Genomic DNA, 16982 nt, shown 5'->3' with positions numbered 1-16982 from the left:
ATGTGAAATTACAACAAATCCGAACGAATGACAGTAGCAGAACCTCAGCATGAATAATACATCTAAGGTGATGGACAATACTAAAAAGCTTTCAATATGTAACTTTCAATTTCCAAAGAAAGGTGATTCAATGACTAGTTCACGCTTTTGGGAGCCGACTTTTTATGGGGAAGAAGCCTTGTTTTTATCATCAGCTCACGTCCTTGGGATCATCACTCTTTTGCTATCACTTGTATGGCTTTATCTTCACAGAAACAAGCTGTATATGAGGTCGTATATTCGTTGGCTCTTATTTACGATATTAATTTGCTCAGAGCTAGGTATTCTTTATTGGTCAATTTCGACAGGGCTTTGGGACATACGAAGTCACTTACCTTTACAGCTTTGTACGATTAGTTTACTCATATGTTGTTGGATGTTAGTTTCGAGGCAATATGTATCTTTTGAAATTGTTTATTTTTTTGGAATTGGAGGGGCACTTCAAGCGATTCTGACACCGGATCTTTTCTACACGTTTCCACATTTTCGTTATTTACATTTTTTCATTGCTCATATTACGATTATATTGGCGATTTTATTTATGGTTTGGGTGGAGAAATTTAGGGTTACCCTTTACTCAGCTTTAAAGTCATTTTTAGCATTAAATGTGATTGGTGCATATGTTTTTATGATGAATTACATTCTTGGAACTAATTATATGTACTTAGCAAGAAAGCCCGAAAATCCAACAATAATAGATTTTCTCGGGCCTTATCCATGGTATATTCTCTCTCTTGAATTTGTTGTCGTGTTTATTTATATCCTGCTTTATCTACCCTTTTATCTTACTAAGAAAAAAAGCAAATCTTCTAACGAAGTAGCTCCCTAATCCCAAAGCAAAGATAGGCAGAGGTTCTGCCTGCTACATACATTGCTTTGCTAAGAAATGGTGAAACTTAGTTCGACTTTTCCATCTTTGGTCCCTACTATATATGGCTCTTCTATTGGAATTTCTATCATTATAACTATTAGATTGCACAGTAGTTTCATTTAATAAACGAAATGTGTACATCATCACCATATTCAAGCTCCGCCTCAAGCGGAATTGTAATAACCAAAGCATTTGTGCCCCATTGGCTACTATGCTTTTGACCTTGATTTTGACCTTTAGTGAATTGATTTATCGTGAATTCTTGGTCGAACTTTGTAACATCTAGTTGATAAGATTCAGGTTGAACAAGGAGAAGTTTGTTTTCGTGTTTTACTACTGTCGGTACAGGTAATTCCTTTGTGAAATCTATTTCATCAATTATTGTCCTTGTGGTGTAGTAATCGACCTTAATTTCCTCTGTGTCTTTCTTTTGAGCAACAATAAAGTGAATATCCTGCGAATACTGTTCATATTCAATTGGTCCACCTTGATAAGGAAACGTCCAGTTCTTAGAAAAATAAACCTCATCTAAATGTTTAATGTTCCCCTGCCTAATTGCATCATTAAAATCCTCTTGTTCTTCATTTAAATCCTCAATTATTGTTGAGCTTTTCGTTTCTGTAATCATTCCTTCTACTGGCATCAAATAAAACAAACCGACGGAAAGCACCAAAAATATGACATAGCCAAGAAATAAAATACGTACATGGCTCCCCTTCATATTAGAAAGATACAATTTTTTCTTTTTTAAATTTACTATTACCAATATGATTAGACCTATAAATAATAGTGGTAATAAGGTACCTAGCCACATCATTATCTCACCTCCAGTCTGTTTGATAGCGCTAACGTAGCTGCTTGTAGAAGACCAACAGTCAATACAACTTTTAGTAGAAATAAAATAAAAGAGGACTCAAAAATAAAAAATTGAAAAACACTAGTAATCAATTCAATTTGACCGGGGATTCTTGCTCCAAATAATAAAGAGCCAACAAAGAATGCAGGTAATATTAAAATAAATATCCGTTGCCACTGAACAAGGGTGCCTACTAAATAACCAAGAGAACAGAGCAATACTAAATAAAAAATTGTCCCTATCACTCCTTGTATATAATCAAAAGCTGCCAAGTGTGGTGAAGATAAAAACAAATAGTCGGTTCCGAAAAAATAATACATCATTACCTTCAGTAAAAATCCACTTAGCATAGCTGTTACCCCACCAATGATACTAAGCGTAATTAAATATAAATAATTTGCAACATGGCTAGAAAATCGATTTGTGATGAAAACAAAATCATCATTACGATATGCTTTTGTGGTGATTAATACTGCCATGATAAAAGCCCAAATCATCGTAAACATAATGACTATATTTGCTGAGTAATACTGTATAGAAAAAGATATATTACTAGAACCTGAACTACTTGACCCACTTCCATTAAATGAAAAGAGCAATGCAATTAATTGGGCAGTTAATAGTGCGCTTAAAGCACCGGTATAGGATTTTATTTTAAACAGGTATTGTTTTTTAATTATGGATAGCATGCTTAGTTCATTTAAAGACATCATCGATTCCACCTTTCGTTTGATTCGTTAAGTAAATACATAAATCATCTGTGGAAACTGAGGAACACTCTATACCCTGTAGTCTTAATTTTTGAATGTCCTCCCCTTTTAAATCATTACGAATAACGAAATAAGAGCGAGTTGGAGCGAGTTGTTTAGTGAAAAAGATAGCTTTATTCCTAACAAATGTCTCAACAAGTTCCCTCGGCCCCTCTAAAGCAATGGCATATTCTTTTAACGCTGAAATAGAAAGTTGCAGATGCTTTTGACCGTCTTTAATTAACAGAACCTCTTCTAATAGGTCCTCCATTTCATTCAATAAATGACTCGATAAAATAATCGTTCGAGGATATGCAAGATAGTCTTTTAATAAAGCACGGTAAAAATCCTTCCGAACCGATGCATCCATACCTGTTGTTGGCTCATCATAAATTGTCAAAGCGCATCTTGATGCCAAACCTATGATCATATTAAAGGTACTTTTCTTACCCTTCGATAGGCTGCTATGCCGCTGGTGCGAATGGAAAGAAAAGTAGTCAAACAAGCGTTTTGCTAGAACCATATCCCAATTAGGGTAAAATAGCTGTGCCGTTTCCAGTATTTCAATTAACGTGAGAGAGGTCGGCATATCCATCTGATCGTCAATAAAAATCGAGTTAGTAGAAACTTTCAAGCTGTTGAATGGATGCTCGGAAAACACGCGAACCTCTCCTGACTTTTCTTTCATAAACCCAGAAATGATTTTTAAAAGTGTCGTTTTCCCAGCACCATTTCTCCCAATTAAACCAGTAATTTTATTTTCTTGAATTGAAAAAGTTAGATTATCTAATGCTGTGATCTGTCCGTATTGTTTTGTTATTCCCTTGCACTCAACTACATTCATTGTCCTTCCTCCTCCAGTACCCGTATGGCTTCTGCTATCATTTCGTATAATTCCTGCTCCTCCACATGAAGTCGCTTCCCTTCCAGTACTAAGTCATAAACTAGCTGTTTTAATGTTTGGTTTTTTCGTTTTGTTGTAATTCGCTCTTTTGCATTTATCGACACAAACATTCCAAGTCCTCTTTTTTTGTAGACAATTTCTTCATCAGCAAGCAAATTTAACCCTTTTGCTGCCGTTGCAGGATTTATATTAAACATTTCAGCCAATTGATACTGTGAATACACTTTTTCGTGTTGCTTAATTGTTTCTGCAAGTATTTCTGTTTCAAGCCACTCCGCAATTTGAACATAAATCGGCTTTGTACCATTATGATTCAGAATCAACCTCACACCTCCTTTAATTCTACATTACAACTTATAGTGCGTTAGTGTTGTAATGTAGTATATATCATTTGAGAAAATCTGACAATGCCTTCTGGTATTTATTTCAACTTATATCTCTCCATTTTTAACAAATTCTAAGAAAAACACTTACTATAAAGGAGGTTATCTTATGTTCTATCATGTAAAAGAACTTCAGTATCATGCTAAACCCTCTCAGCCAGATCCTGTTTATGCAAAGAAACTCCAAGAAATCTTGGGCGGACAGTACGGCGAAATGTCAGTTATGATGCAGTATTTATTTCAAGGTTGGAATTGTCGAGCTGAGGGCAAATATCGTGATATGCTTTTAGATATTGGTACGGAGGAAATAGCTCATGTGGAAATGATTGCAACAATGATTGCTCAGCTTCTAGACGGTGCCCCTGCTGGTGATCAGGAATATGCTGCAGCAGATCCTGCGGTGCAGGCGGTCCTAGGAGGAATGAATCCTCAACATGCAATTGTGAACGGTTTAGGTGCCCAGCCCAATGACAGTGTTGGGTTTCCATGGACGGCTCGTTACACAATAGCTAGTGGGAATTTACTGGCTGATTTCCGTGCCAATTTAAATGCTGAATCACAAGGAAGACTTCAGGTTGTCCGTTTATATGAAATGACGACAGATCCAGGTGTTCGTGATATGCTCTCTTTTTTAATTGCGAGAGATACTATGCATCAGAACCAATGGATGGCAGCAATTGAAGAACTTGAACAAACCCAAGGTGCAATTGTACCAGCGACCTTTAATCAAGAGTTTGAAAAACAAGATGTGTCCTACTCTTTTATGAATTTTTCAGAAGGGGAAGAAAGTCGTGAAGGACGATGGGCACATGGTGCAACGTATGATGGACAAGGTGATTTCCAATATGTAAATAATCCAAAGCCTATGGGAGGAAAACCGCAGCTTAGCCCAGCCCCTCCATTTATTCATGGAACCCCCCCGAAAGATATGAGAATCATGCAGGGTTCTGGAAAAATGGAACCAAACCAGACGTTCTTTCAATAAAAGTTTAAAAGCCCACTATGCATAGTGGGCCTGATATTAACGTTTAACAACTTCGAAATTTTCTGAAATAAGTAACCAGTTTTGAGGAAAAGATAAACCTAGTTTCCAATAACTTATTCCTCTTAGATTAAGTCTCTTTATTAGGTCAAATTTTGCTTGAATGGAACGCGCATCTTCAAACCAAACTTTATGAGCTCTCCCTTCTTCATCGACATAATCAAAATGAGGTGCTTGTGCTTGCGTATCATATTGAATTTGCACCTGATACTGCGTAGCGAGCTCTATCGCTCGTTGAGGACTTACCGCTTTGGCATACTCACCACCTTCAACAAAAGGAAGGGTCCAGTCATAACCGTATAAATTCTGTCCCATCATAATTTTTGAGCCAGGCATTTCGGTAAGCGCATATTGCAGCACTTCTTCAACTTGACGTATTGGAGAGACCGCTAAAGGAGGTCCTGCTGAATAGCCCCATTCGTATGTCATTAGTACCACGAAATCGACTATTTCACCGTGTGCCCTATAATCATGTGCTTCGTACCATTGTCCTGGTTGGTCCGCTCTCGTTTTCGGCGCAAGTGCACTAGAGATAAGCAAGCCTTCAGCTCTTAAACGGCTTGCAGCTTTTCTCAAAAAGTTATTATATGCCTGACGCTGATCTCCGGGCAAAAATTCAAAATCAAAGTGAACATCAGTATATCTTCCAACTCTTTTGGTCTCAGCAATAATATTATCAATCAATAAATCTTGGACCGCTTGACTTTGGAAGATATCCCGACCTAACTCGCCACTAAATTGACCACCCTCTAAATTGGTTACAACCATCATTAATGAAGTACCTGTTTCTTGGGCAACTTCAGGAATCCCTTGGAGAGGGAGCCTTTGAAGAGAACCATCACGCCTGGCTTCATAACTAAATGGTGCCAAATACGTTAAGTAAGGACCAGCAATCCTTGCCTCAGCTAATAATGCCTGACTTACTGAGGTGCCCCTTGGTTCGATATAAGCATTTGTTTCAATACTTCTTCTTTGTTGCGGGGGAAGATAAAGCCTAAATCCAATTTGAAGTGGCTGATTAGGATTAATTGCATTAATCTGAGCCAATCTTGTATAATCCATTCCAAATCGTTGGGCAATAGACCATAAGTTATCACCTGCTTGAACCCAATAAAAACTTCCGACAATTGGAATAACCATCGCTTGTCCTATGACCAATTGATTCGGATTAGGTATTTGATTTGCTTGGACAATTAAGTCTATGTTTGTATTATAGGTTTGAGCGATCTGCCAAAGAGTATCTCCTGTTTGAACTACGTGGATTTGCATAAATTACCTCCTGTTTTATAAACGTATTTTATTGCACTTTTTTATAAATATGTGGAAACTGGTTCTAACATGAACGATTTATCTATGTTATGATAAGGATATACACCAATAAAACGGGATATGTTTATTTCTTCTGGAATCGTGCAATAGTATTAAAATAACTCCATTAACTCTGTTGGTGCATAGAAAGTTGGATTGTTACATGAAAAATAAGAATAAGTACCAAAAAAATCAAAGGGTACGACTGAAATCAACTGGAGAAATCGTTACGATTGTTCATTATAGTTATGTAGCTAATATGAAACGATATTCGTATACGCTTTCTGAATACCCACAAACGTTTTATTTTGAAGAAGAAATTGAAGCTGTAGAAGAGTAAAACATAAAAATAGGGTGCCTCAATCAAAAGATTTTGAGACACCCTATTTTTGTTTGCTATGTAATTATCCCTATCTGAATGTAGATAGAGAGGGATAATGATTAAAACGGTAAAAACAAATAGAAAGTCGTTCCTTCAAACTTTTTTGAGAAAGCAGAAATCTCTCCCTTATGTGCATCCATGATTCGTTTGCAGATAGAGAGTCCGAGCCCTAGTCCAGATTCCTTTGATGTATAAAAAGGTGTGAACATTTCGTTAACTTGCTGTTCGCTCATTCCTTCGCCCTCATCTTTTATTTCAATTTGAATACCCGCTCTCATTTCAATACTCTCTTCTTTTACGGTTATGTAAACATTTCCGCCATTTCCCATAGACTCGATTGAGTTTTGTATCAAATTAATAAGAACCTGTTTGATCTGGCTTTTATCAAATAGTAAGCTTTCTTTCTCTATCTTTTGTAAGTCGACATGGATGTTGACATTTTGCAAATTGGCGTGACCCTTTAGTAATTCTACGGTTTCCTTGATAGTTTCAACAATATTATTCTTAGCTTGTAATGGTTGATTGGGCTTAGCCATTAAAACAAATTGAGTCACTAGGCTTTTAATTCGTTCTAATTCTTGTGAAATGATATTGAAAAATCTCCCCGATTTTTCGTCAGTATTATTCTGTTTTAATAATTGAATAAACCCAATAACAGACGTTAGTGGATTTCTAATTTCATGAGCTAATCCAGCCCCTAACTTACCTATGGCTGATAACTTCTCATTTGCAATAACTTGTTTTTCAAGGGCAATCCGCTCCGTAATATCACGAAATTGACCTAATACACCAATTAACTTCTTTTCGTCATCCTCAATTGGGAACACATCAATTAAACAAGTCCTATCACTCTTTTGTGATTCATTAAAAAATGAGACTTCTAGATTTTCAATCTTTCTTTTTTCATATAATGATTTACGGATAAATTCTCTGACTGACTGAATCCTGTCGATTGACTCTCCCACAGCTTCTTCTCTGGAAATCCCTGTCATTCTCTCAAGGAATGGATTAAAATCATTAATAATTCCATCGCTATCAACGATGAGAATTCCGTTGTGAGTCGAATTAATCATCGATTGGGTTAAAATGTTTAATCGTTTGTTCTGTTTACGGATTGTGAGCTCTCTTTCTATTGAATCAACAGCTGAAGAAAGCAATCCTAAGTGAAAGTTATTAGCTGTTTGGATTGAAGTCATGATTGTAATTGTACCTGTCAGTTGATTAGTCTCATAGAAAAATGGGGCTGAATAACAAGCAGCTTGATGAAGGCTCTCTTGATAGTGATCTTTTCCTATAAGCATAACAGGTTTTTTTAGTTTGAGAGCCATGGATATAGAATTAGTTCCTGTCTCTTCTTCTTTAAATTGGCCACCGATAGTTATCCCAAGTGATTCAATCATTGCCTTAATAGCTTGGTCCCCGAACAGACTTAAAATGTAACCCTCTTCATCAGTAATTGCTATTAACATCGGTGTGCCTTCCATAAATTGAAGAGTTTTTTGAATGAAATGCCGAGTAACTGTCAATAATTCTTGGTAATCTATTAATTTTTTTTCTAGACATTGAGGCTCTAAATAACTTTTCGGACCTGGACTATCAGTAGTTTTTAGACCATAAAGGTATTTACATCTATTATGAGATTCTTCAATTAGACTAGCCAGTTGTATTTGCATTATTGTACCTTCCCTGTCTTTGTTATTTCAAATATACAACAAAAACAGGAAATATGACACTTATAATTTCAGAATTGGTTAAAATAACTAAATAACTCATCAATTTCGGATGATAATATAGACTATGTAAAGAACATAAGTTGCTGTTAAAATTAGCCCTTCATACTTTCCAATTCGAAAATGAGTTCGTGAGAAAATAAGAATGACGAATGTTAATGCAATCATAAATAAAACGTCGATATAAATTTTTCCATCAACAGGTAAAGGATTTACAACAGAGGCGGAACCAAGAACAAATAAGATGTTAAAAATATTACTTCCTACAATGTTTCCAAGCGCGATTTCACTTTGCTTTTTTATTGCGGCAGTAACCGAAGTAACAAGTTCCGGTAAAGATGTTCCAACTGCGACAATTGTCAAACCTACTAATGTCTCACTCATTCCTAAAGACAGAGCAATCTGGGTGCTACCTCTTACGACAAAATCGCCGCCAATAATAATTCCAGCTAAACCAACTATAGTTAAGGTAATTTGCTTAGTCCAATCCTTTGAAGATGCTGTAACCTGTTCCAATTTCTCTTCATTTCGGCTTTTACGAGCAACTTCAAAAATATAATAAAGAAACACTGAAAAAAATAGTAAAAGAATAAATCCTTCACTTCTTGTAATTATATTAAGACTTCCCGATTGTAAAAATACATCGCTAATTAATATAAACAATGCAATACTCGCTAATAATGTAAACGGTATTTCTTTACGAATGGTTTCACTTTCAACCCGTAAAGGGTTTAACATCGCTGTTATGCCTATAACAAGCGTGATATTAAAAATGTTGCTTCCTACCACATTCCCAATCGCTACATCTGCATTTCCTCTTAAGGATGCTAAAATACTTACTGTTGCCTCTGGAGAACTTGTTCCAAAGGCAACGATTGTTAACCCAATTAACAGAGGTGAGATACGAAGAAATGTTGCAATAGTTGAGGATCCTTCGACAAAATAATCAGCGCCTTTAATTAACAAACCAAATCCTAAAAGTAAAAGTACATATTCCACTTGAGTAATCCCCTTTACTACATTCTATATTTATATATATATATATATATTCCCTATTAGAATCAAAAAACCTTTACCATTTGGCAAAGGCTTAACATTCCATTCCTATCCATACAATGGATTAACTCATATTTTTTCCGTAATAAATTTCGTCCATCTCTTTTACTAATTGCTCTGTAATCTCATCAATTTCTTCTTCTCTTAGCTTATCTTTTGTGTATCCAAACAGATAGTTATTAAGGTCAAACTTTTTCAGTTTACATTTCGTATGGAAGATATTTTCTTGATAGATGTTAACGTCAATCATATCGTAAAGTTCTTTTGCTTCATCAGGAATATAGTTTTGAATTGAACTAATTTCATGGTCAATGAAAAGCTTATGTCCGTTAATATCCCTTGTAAATCCCCGAACACGGTAATCGATTGTCATAATGTCTGAGTCAAAGGAATGAATTAAATAATTCAAAGCTTTAAGTGGAGAAATTTCACCACATGTGGATACATCAATATCCGCTCGGAATGTACTAATTCCTTCATCAGGGTGATATTCAGGATATGTATGCACCGTAATATGACTTTTGTCCAATTGCATAACAACCGAATCAGGAAGTGGACCAGGCGATTCGTCAAACGATTCTGTTGGGACTTCAACAATTGGTCCTTCCGATACTAATATCGTCACACTTGACCCTTGGGGAACATAATCCTGTTTGGCGACATTCAATACATGGGCCCCAATAATATCAGATACATTTTTTAAAATTTCTGTTAACCTGTCTGCATTGTACTGCTCATCTATGTATTCAATATAAGCTTCTCGCTCTTCTTTTGTTTGGGTATAACAAATATCATACATATTAAAGCTTAATGATTTTGTAAGGTTATTAAATCCATGCAGTGTAATCCGTTGTTCATGAGTTAATTTCATGTTTTTTTCCCCTTACTCCAATTATTTGTTCTTCTTTTATAATACCCAATCGTAGAAATAAAAAACATCTGCTCTGAATAAAGAACGATTAGCTTTCGATTTTTTGAACCAGTCCATTTTGATGTGGATCTTTATTCGTGTTCATTTTCGAATTCTCTCAATAATGCTTTGTAGCCATTTCTAGTAAGATTAAATTGTTGATCAACATAACTATTTGCTTCAAGTGATTGAATGGTCTCAGCCGTTAAAAGCCTTTTAATACTATGAATCTCCTTATTCAATCCATACATATCTCCATTGATGGCTAAGTCAGAATCGAGTGATGTTGCGACTTCTTTCATTGGGTTATCTTTAATAAAATACTTTTTTGTATCTAGAAAGACCTGTTGAATTCTATTCTTAGCTTGCAATAAATCACTCATAATTCCAGACATCTCAGTGTCCTTTTCTTTTATTTTGCTTCTGTATTGTTGCTTTTCTGCCTCATTAAGCGAAGCCTTTTTAAAAAGTTCTTCTAGAATCATTGTTCGATCAAGATCAACCTTTTCAAGCTCAATTTCTTTTAACTCAATGTCTGATGGCGACACAGATTTTGTTTGTCTTATCAACTCATCCTCTTCTGACGTTCTGGAAGTTATTACGTTCAATTGGTTGAGTTTTCGATGAACACTATAAGAGAACCCAATCAAGCCCGCTATAGCGACAATCCTAAAGATGATTTCATTTACTACAGCACCGTATATCGTTGCGCCTCCAATAAAAAGTATAGCAAGAACTAAGCTCCACTCACGCGTTGATTTTGACCTAAGGATGTCTTGAATTTTCATGATAGTCTCCTTTTAGATAAGATATTAATAAAAACAGAATGTTTATATCCTACCATATCTAACTTCAAAGATGATATTCATGAAAAACTATGAAAAATTACCTGGAATCATTAAATAAATTCCGTTTGACGATCCATTCAACTATTCGCCATGGCAATAATTGTTTAAGAATAACCATTGTTCGTACACCTTTTCCCACATGGTAACGAAATTTAGGTTTAGGATTTTGACAAATTTTTAAAATTACACGGATTACTTCATTTGGTTCAGCTGCAGTACTAGCAGACGTTTGAACTTTATGAATGATCGTCTTCAGTAAAGGTTGGTAGTCTAAAAGCTTTCCTTGACTCACATTCTCTAGACTTTTTTCCCGGATTTTCGTTTGAAAGGGTCCTGCTTCTATTAAACTCACTTTAATTTGAAATGGCAGGAGCTCTAATCTTAACGATTCACTAAAACCAGCAAGTGCAAATTTCGAAGATACATACGGACCCAAACCAGGAAATCCAATTCTTCCACTAATACTACCTAAATGAATGATTTTTCCGCTTTTATTCTCACGCATTAAAGGAAGGCATGCTTGTGTCAAGGAAACAAGGCCGAAGAAATTTGTTTCAAATTGTTCTCTCCATTTATTTATACTAAGCTCCTCGGTCATGCCTCCGATACAAAATCCTGCATTATTAATCAATATATCAATGGTTTGGTAGCGTTCCCTCACATAATTTACTGCCGAATGTATATCTATATCGCTATTGACATCAAGCTTTAGAATATCAATATTGGCTTGGGTATGGTGGCTTTCTGAAAGAGCTATGAGTTGGTTTTGCTTGGTGGTATCTCTCATTGTAGCTATAACCAGGTAACCTTCCTTAGCTAAAGCTACTGTTGCAAGCATGCCAAAGCCACTGCTAGTTCCTGTTATTAATACAACGCCCTTTTTCATCATTTTCTCCTTTAAAAATTTATCGGTTACATTCTATATTTTTTTCGTTACTTACTTTACCATTTTAATGAATCGATAAACTTTGATAACTCTTTACATTCTTGTTCACCAACCCCCCAGCTGTTAAATTCTAATTTCAACTCCTGTATGTTACCAAGGCCTCGAACAAAGCCATTTAATCTAGCTACCAGAGTTGAGTGAATGAACTCAGCATGTGATGGAAAGATATCAAGTAATTTAGTATATGCTTTCTGGTATCGTTTCAAATAATACTTTTGATGCTTATCCTCAGCAAGATAAAAGGAATGAAGAAATTCAATTTCTGTATAAACTTTTTCTCCTAAAAATAATTCTGTTGCTTCTTTTGATCTGGAAGCTAACTCTCGTTGCTGTTCATTTCGGACTAAGATTAATGAGATATATTGTCGACCCTTGTAACCATATCTAAGAGGGTTATGTTGCTTCCAAAAGTGTTGTAGGATTTGCTCATATGTTAATAAACGTGGATTATAATCAATCTGAATCGTTTCAGTATGATTTCCCATGTTCCGATATGTTGGCAAATCTTCAGTTCCTCCTGCATAGCCAACCCTTGTTCGAATTACACCTTGTAAATGCCCGAACTGAGCATCAGGCCCCCAAAATCAACCCATTCCAAACGTTGCTGTTTCTAAGGTTGACGCTTTTTTCGTTAAGCCATTAACAGTTAAATTCACCTTTATCTCCCCTTTTAAAAATAATTCGTTAAATATTTCTTTAAAATGATCCTCACTTCTTATTCTAAACTAAGTGTATCATGTATTTTTAATTGGTTATTATTTCGTTTGCCACTACTCTACTTTACATAATATAATTATTGTTCGATTAAGGCAGCTACAATTTTATCTTCAATTTCCTTAGCATTAATGCCCTCACCCAAATTATTTATCATAATCGAAAAGATAAGTGATTCTCCCTTTTCCTTTTCTACATAGCCTGATAAGGAACTAACCGTTGAAAGTGTACCAGTCTTTGCGCTTAGTTTTCCTATTGGAATATGGGTAAACCGTTGACCGAATGTACCTGCCTCGAGTTTAGTGCTTGAACCGGAAATGGGCAAAGATTTAAGAAACGTTTCAAACCACTGTTCTTTTTGAACCTCATATAATAATCTAGTCACTTGGTTAGGTGTAATCAAATTCACATGCGAAATTCCTGAACCGTCTCTTATTATTAACGTTTCATTCTTTAATCCAAGCTTTGCTAGTTCGTTCTTTAAAACAATAAGTCCTGAATGCCAACTGCCATCCAAAAGTGTATGCTTTCCCATTTCTTTTACAAGGACCTCAGCATGATTGTTATTGCTGTATTTCATGAATGGTATTAGTAGTTCTGATAAAGGAATTGATAGATGCGATGTTATTGTCGACGTTGCAACGGGAGCTTCTTCAAAAAGAATATCACCAAGTAAACGTATGTTTTGCTCTTTTAAAGATTGTTTAAATAAGCTAATTGTATGTTTTGTCGGTTCCCAAACTGGAAGTAAAAATATCTCCTTACACGCTTGCATTGGGATAGAACCCTTTACAACTATATCTGACTTTCCATGTATACGTTCAATTCTCACATTCTTCTTATCCCTTGCCCGAACTGTTTTTGTTAGATTAATGATGGTTATATCCTCTGATTGCGGAAAAGTTTGAACAAGACCTACTTTATCAAGTGATCCAGGACTCACTTCTATTAAAATATTTCCCGTGTTGAAATCTTGGTCTGCCGAAAAGGTTAACGCAGAAATTTGTGAACCATAACTCATCGTTTCGTCGCTCCATGGCAAGTCCACAGGGTACCGAATGGAATCGTACCAAGTATCATCAGCGATTAAATTACCCGATATCACGCGTACCCCTTTATCTTTTAGTTGAATGACCATTTCATCAATATCTTTCTTCTGAAGTGTGGGGTCTCCTTTACCAATAATATATAAATCTCCGTGGAGCCAATTCCAGTTTATACTACCGTTTGTTTTTAACTCAGTTTTAAATTGATACGTTTCTCCTAGGTTAGATAAGGCAGCGGCTGCTGTAAATAACTTCATATTTGATGCTGGTTTTAATCGTCGATTACCATCATAATCAAAAATAGGTTTGCCGGTTTTTGCAGAGCGAACACTAATTCCAAAGGTGGCACCAACTAAACCTTGTTCTTCTTCAATAATTTTTTCCAAATTATTAAACCAATCCTCTATAGCATGTACTGATTTAACATTCGTACTAAATAATAAACTAATACTTACGAACACTAAGAAAATGTTCTGTAACTGCCGCATATATATCCACACCTTCCTTCATCCTTAAGTTGACCAATTAATTAAGAATTAATAAAAAAACTGCAACCTTTTCGGTTACAGTTAGTTAAGTTATTCGTTTACTGATAGCCATATTGACTGTTGTTTTGCGATTGTGAAGAATTTTGCATTTGTTGCATTTGTTGCATTTGGTTTTGTTGTTGCTGCTGTTGCTGTTGCTGTTGTTGAAGTTGTTGCTGTGATTGATTAATTTGGTGTGTCATTTGATTTAGGACATTAAATGATTGTAGTGATTGACCCACGCTACTTAACATTTGTGTAGCTTGTTGAATAGATTGCTGAAGGTCTTGGAAGGTTTTTTGCTGCTGTTGCTGAGCTTGTGTCGTTAATTGTTGCATCTGATTTATAAGTTGACTGGACTGTAGACTACTTTGACCACTAGATGAAGATATCATTGTGTTTGCTTGTTGTTGAGTTGATTGAAGTTGGTTAAGTGTATTTTGCATTGTTTCTAGATGACCTTTTAATGGGCTTAGCTCTTCACCAATTTCTTGGCCCACTTCCTCTGCAGCTGCTCGTTCTAATATCTCTTCTGTATTTCGTTCCATTGCAAATTCCTCCTTATATGGTCCCTGATTTACTTCTGAAACTTGTTCCTGCGTGGAAACATAAGCGGGTTGCGTAGATGCCTGATTACGAAACCAAATAATGATCCCAATTGCTGCCGCAGTAAGCATGAAAAGGAAGATTAACATTCCACCGTTCATGGGTAACCCCCTCTCAGTAGAGCGTTCCTTATTTGATGGAACACAAGTTATTATGTTCTGATAAGACGATTCTTATGTCAAAAAAGCGCAGAAGATATTTCCTAGGTATGGTTCTCCTATCGTAATTTTAGAAGGAAACTGCCTAAAGACAATACACTTAACTTGCATCCAATAAGAGTTCCCTTTTTTTGCGAGAGGATGCATATGATCGTGATGTTGAAAAAATAATTAAACTAAGCCATATGAAGAAAAACGAGGTGAATTGGATAGAACTAAATGGTTCATTAAATAAGAAAATGCCGATAAGTAGCATGATCGTAGGTCCTAGATACTGAAGAAATCCAATTAAAGAAAATGAAATTCGCTTTGCTGCAGTAGCAAATAACAATAAGGGAATAGCTGTTGCTACGCCCGCACTCATTAACAAAATACTCGTTTCAATCCCGCCCTGTAAAAAGGCACCTCCCCTTTCAGGAAGATAATATAAATATAATAGGGCACATGGTGCCATAATGAATGTTTCAATTGTCAAACCGGCCCAAGCACCTAAAGATGTCATTTTCTTAATAATCCCATATATTCCAAAACTAATCGCAAGGAAAAAGGCAATCCAAGGAATACTTCCGTAATGCAATGTCATATATAATACCCCAGAAAATGCAAGGATACATGAAAAGACTTCCCATTTTGTTAATCTTTCTTTTAGAAAAATTAACGCTAATATTACATTGATGAGCGGGTTAATATAATAGCCTAAGCTTGCTTCAATCACTTTATCTACGCTAACGGAATAAATAAAAACAAGCCAATTTATGCTAATAAATACTGAAGCAGCAATAATGGCTAAGGCTGATTTCCAATGAGAGAAAGTAGTCCGAATATCCCTCACCACTTCGGTGAATTTGCCAATAAGTAATAAAATAATACCCATACATACGACTGTCCAAATGACACGGTGGGCCAGAACCTCTCCAGCGGATACCTCATCAAATAATTTCCAAAATAAAGGTAAGACTCCCCATATTAAATAAGCAGCAATGGCTGCAATAACACCAACTTGTTCATTTTTCATGTTTCCATCCTCTATTCTCTCCGAAGTAACTTAGCTACTAGTATAATCGCAAGTACAAAATCTTTACAACACAGGAGTGCCCCAAGAGGTATTCAAACCTGTTGGGGCACAGAAGATTATTTCATTATTAGCTAATTTTATTTTTAAGCTCTTGTAGTTTAGTATTCAAATGTGAACCTTGTACTTCGCTTAAGTTTAAAAATTCGATTGAATAATAGTAAACAAAATTATTCTCACACACACTAACAATTCGACTAACAACAATTTCATACTCTTGCAAAAAGGGCTTTTCTAATAATACTTCAATAATTTGACCTTTACTTAAATATTCCTCCCGTTTAACCTTTACTCCTCCGGTACTAATATCAATAATATCTGAAGTAAACCACTTCTCGTCAATAGGTGGGAATTTTCGAATGGATAAGCTAACCTTTTTGTTGAAATGTCTTGAGATTACGATTCTATTGCTTCTCCGATTATTAACTACTTTCTTCTGTTTTTGTATATAAAGAATTAAAAGTTCTTGGTCGACAAACTTATGTGTGGAAATTACTCTAGCTTCATAAAAATAAATAAACTCCTCTTCATTTTGTTCAATTTGAACACTTGTGTAAAGGTCCTCGTGAAGCTTCAAGTTGTTTTTTTTCTCAATAATTTTTAATGCTAGTTTTTCTCTTTCGAAACTCACCACTTCAGCTACGATAATTCCAATTTCTGTATTAACAATACACAATTTCCCCTTGTGATTTTCGTAACTTTTCAATGACTTACTCCCCTTTTGCCTTTCTGAATTTCTTTATCTAATTATCATCTATATTGTTCAACTGTTTTATATTTTTTATATTATCTATAAAAGCAAAAGTTGAACAGTAACTTCTATAATAGTAATAAA

Annotated in this window: 17 protein-coding genes and 1 pseudogene; 3 read left to right on the top strand and 15 right to left on the bottom strand. The window is 35.4% G+C overall.

The genetic code is table 11. The features are described from left to right. The first annotated feature begins 49 nt into the window (after positions 1 to 49). Positions 50 to 868: a YwaF family protein gene (locus CEF19_RS21605; protein WP_227522055.1), complete on the top strand. Its 819-nt coding sequence runs from the start codon at positions 50 to 52 to the stop codon at positions 866 to 868. A gap of 157 nt (positions 869 to 1025) precedes the next feature. Here the strand turns inward: CEF19_RS21605 and CEF19_RS21600 are convergent, their stop codons facing one another. From CEF19_RS21600 to CEF19_RS21585, 4 genes are read right to left on the bottom strand one after another with little or no spacing between them, the layout of a single operon-like run. After that, positions 1026 to 1727: a hypothetical protein gene (locus tag CEF19_RS21600; RefSeq protein ID WP_100407959.1), complete on the bottom strand. Its 702-nt coding sequence runs from the start codon at positions 1725 to 1727 to the stop codon at positions 1026 to 1028. Continuing rightward, positions 1727 to 2479 (bottom strand): hypothetical protein, encoded by a 753-nt coding sequence (locus CEF19_RS21595; RefSeq protein WP_157801052.1) that lies wholly within the window; start codon positions 2477 to 2479, stop codon positions 1727 to 1729. The genes CEF19_RS21600 and CEF19_RS21595 overlap by 1 nt, the downstream gene beginning before the upstream one ends. Next, a complete protein-coding gene (locus tag CEF19_RS21590; RefSeq protein ID WP_100407957.1) occupies positions 2463 to 3359 on the bottom strand; it encodes an ATP-binding cassette domain-containing protein in 897 nt (298 codons plus the stop codon). The genes CEF19_RS21595 and CEF19_RS21590 overlap by 17 nt, the downstream gene beginning before the upstream one ends. Beyond that, positions 3356 to 3742, bottom strand: coding sequence for a GntR family transcriptional regulator (locus CEF19_RS21585; protein ID WP_100407956.1), 387 nt, complete (start codon positions 3740 to 3742; stop codon positions 3356 to 3358). The genes CEF19_RS21590 and CEF19_RS21585 overlap by 4 nt, the downstream gene beginning before the upstream one ends. Positions 3743 to 3911: 169 nt before the next feature. Between CEF19_RS21585 and CEF19_RS21580 the strand changes: the two genes are divergently transcribed. After that, positions 3912 to 4787, top strand: coding sequence for a manganese catalase (locus CEF19_RS21580; RefSeq protein ID WP_100407955.1), 876 nt, complete (start codon positions 3912 to 3914; stop codon positions 4785 to 4787). 36 nt (positions 4788 to 4823) lie between these two features. On the opposite strand, the gene CEF19_RS21575 is transcribed toward CEF19_RS21580, so the two are convergent. Continuing rightward, positions 4824 to 6113 (bottom strand): glycoside hydrolase family 18 protein, encoded by a 1290-nt coding sequence (locus CEF19_RS21575; RefSeq protein WP_100407954.1) that lies wholly within the window; start codon positions 6111 to 6113, stop codon positions 4824 to 4826. Between the two features lie 202 nt (positions 6114 to 6315). Here CEF19_RS21575 and CEF19_RS23620 point away from each other — a divergent pair, with 202 nt between their 5' ends. Then, positions 6316 to 6492 (top strand): hypothetical protein, encoded by a 177-nt coding sequence (locus tag CEF19_RS23620; RefSeq protein ID WP_198510344.1) that lies wholly within the window; start codon positions 6316 to 6318, stop codon positions 6490 to 6492. Positions 6493 to 6593: 101 nt separating this feature from the next. Here the strand turns inward: CEF19_RS23620 and CEF19_RS21570 are convergent, their stop codons facing one another. From CEF19_RS21570 to CEF19_RS21525, 10 genes and pseudogenes are all read right to left on the bottom strand, one after another. Continuing rightward, positions 6594 to 8207, bottom strand: a complete 1614-nt coding sequence (locus CEF19_RS21570; RefSeq protein WP_100407953.1) for an ATP-binding protein — start codon at positions 8205 to 8207, stop codon at positions 6594 to 6596. A gap of 99 nt (positions 8208 to 8306) precedes the next feature. After that, positions 8307 to 9263 (bottom strand): calcium/sodium antiporter, encoded by a 957-nt coding sequence (locus tag CEF19_RS21565; protein WP_100407952.1) that lies wholly within the window; start codon positions 9261 to 9263, stop codon positions 8307 to 8309. A 121-nt stretch (positions 9264 to 9384) separates the two neighbouring features. Further along, positions 9385 to 10191, bottom strand: coding sequence for an adenosylmethionine decarboxylase (gene speD / locus CEF19_RS21560; RefSeq protein ID WP_100407951.1), 807 nt, complete (start codon positions 10189 to 10191; stop codon positions 9385 to 9387). Positions 10192 to 10322: 131 nt separating this feature from the next. Continuing rightward, positions 10323 to 11018, bottom strand: coding sequence for a hypothetical protein (locus CEF19_RS21555; protein WP_100407950.1), 696 nt, complete (start codon positions 11016 to 11018; stop codon positions 10323 to 10325). A 97-nt stretch (positions 11019 to 11115) separates the two neighbouring features. Then, positions 11116 to 11967 carry an SDR family oxidoreductase gene (locus tag CEF19_RS21550; protein ID WP_100407949.1) on the bottom strand — a complete coding sequence of 284 codons (852 nt, stop codon included), beginning with the start codon at positions 11965 to 11967 and terminating at the stop codon, positions 11116 to 11118. Between the two features lie 53 nt (positions 11968 to 12020). Then, positions 12021 to 12596, bottom strand: a pseudogene (locus CEF19_RS21545) (peptide-methionine (S)-S-oxide reductase); the annotation flags it as partial. 221 nt (positions 12597 to 12817) lie between these two features. After that, positions 12818 to 14284: a D-alanyl-D-alanine carboxypeptidase/D-alanyl-D-alanine endopeptidase gene (dacB, locus tag CEF19_RS21540; RefSeq protein WP_157801051.1), complete on the bottom strand. Its 1467-nt coding sequence runs from the start codon at positions 14282 to 14284 to the stop codon at positions 12818 to 12820. An 86-nt stretch (positions 14285 to 14370) separates the two neighbouring features. After that, the gene (locus CEF19_RS21535) at positions 14371 to 15018 is read right to left on the bottom strand and encodes a hypothetical protein (protein WP_100407947.1); all 648 of its coding nucleotides are present in this window, start codon (positions 15016 to 15018) and stop codon (positions 14371 to 14373) included. A 157-nt stretch (positions 15019 to 15175) separates the two neighbouring features. Continuing rightward, positions 15176 to 16090, bottom strand: a complete 915-nt coding sequence (rarD, locus tag CEF19_RS21530) for an EamA family transporter RarD (protein ID WP_100407946.1) — start codon at positions 16088 to 16090, stop codon at positions 15176 to 15178. A 127-nt stretch (positions 16091 to 16217) separates the two neighbouring features. Further along, positions 16218 to 16853 carry a PilZ domain-containing protein gene (locus CEF19_RS21525; protein ID WP_100407945.1) on the bottom strand — a complete coding sequence of 212 codons (636 nt, stop codon included), beginning with the start codon at positions 16851 to 16853 and terminating at the stop codon, positions 16218 to 16220. Positions 16854 to 16982: the final 129 nt, after the last annotated feature.

This window comes from Bacillus solitudinis (genome assembly GCF_002797395.1).
Lineage (GTDB): Bacteria > Bacillota > Bacilli > Bacillales > Bacillaceae_D > Halalkalibacter_A > Halalkalibacter_A solitudinis.
Note: the sequence above shows the minus strand (reverse complement) of the source record. Positions and strands in the feature narration are given on the sequence as shown.

Coding starts and splice junctions, on each gene's coding strand:
- CEF19_RS21605 (WP_227522055.1), top strand. CDS start 50: ATGAATAATACATCTAAGGTGATGGACAATACTAAAAAGCTTTCAATA.
- CEF19_RS21555 (WP_100407950.1), bottom strand. CDS start 11,018: ATGAAAATTCAAGACATCCTTAGGTCAAAATCAACGCGTGAGTGGAGC.
- CEF19_RS21550 (WP_100407949.1), bottom strand. CDS start 11,967: ATGATGAAAAAGGGCGTTGTATTAATAACAGGAACTAGCAGTGGCTTT.
- CEF19_RS21580 (WP_100407955.1), top strand. CDS start 3,912: ATGTTCTATCATGTAAAAGAACTTCAGTATCATGCTAAACCCTCTCAG.
- CEF19_RS21590 (WP_100407957.1), bottom strand. CDS start 3,359: ATGAATGTAGTTGAGTGCAAGGGAATAACAAAACAATACGGACAGATC.
- CEF19_RS21595 (WP_157801052.1), bottom strand. CDS start 2,479: ATGATGTCTTTAAATGAACTAAGCATGCTATCCATAATTAAAAAACAA.
- CEF19_RS21535 (WP_100407947.1), bottom strand. CDS start 15,018: ATGAACGGTGGAATGTTAATCTTCCTTTTCATGCTTACTGCGGCAGCA.
- CEF19_RS23620 (WP_198510344.1), top strand. CDS start 6,316: ATGAAAAATAAGAATAAGTACCAAAAAAATCAAAGGGTACGACTGAAA.
- speD (WP_100407951.1), bottom strand. CDS start 10,191: ATGAAATTAACTCATGAACAACGGATTACACTGCATGGATTTAATAAC.
- CEF19_RS21570 (WP_100407953.1), bottom strand. CDS start 8,207: ATGCAAATACAACTGGCTAGTCTAATTGAAGAATCTCATAATAGATGT.
- CEF19_RS21575 (WP_100407954.1), bottom strand. CDS start 6,113: ATGCAAATCCACGTAGTTCAAACAGGAGATACTCTTTGGCAGATCGCT.
- CEF19_RS21600 (WP_100407959.1), bottom strand. CDS start 1,727: ATGATGTGGCTAGGTACCTTATTACCACTATTATTTATAGGTCTAATC.
- rarD (WP_100407946.1), bottom strand. CDS start 16,090: ATGAAAAATGAACAAGTTGGTGTTATTGCAGCCATTGCTGCTTATTTA.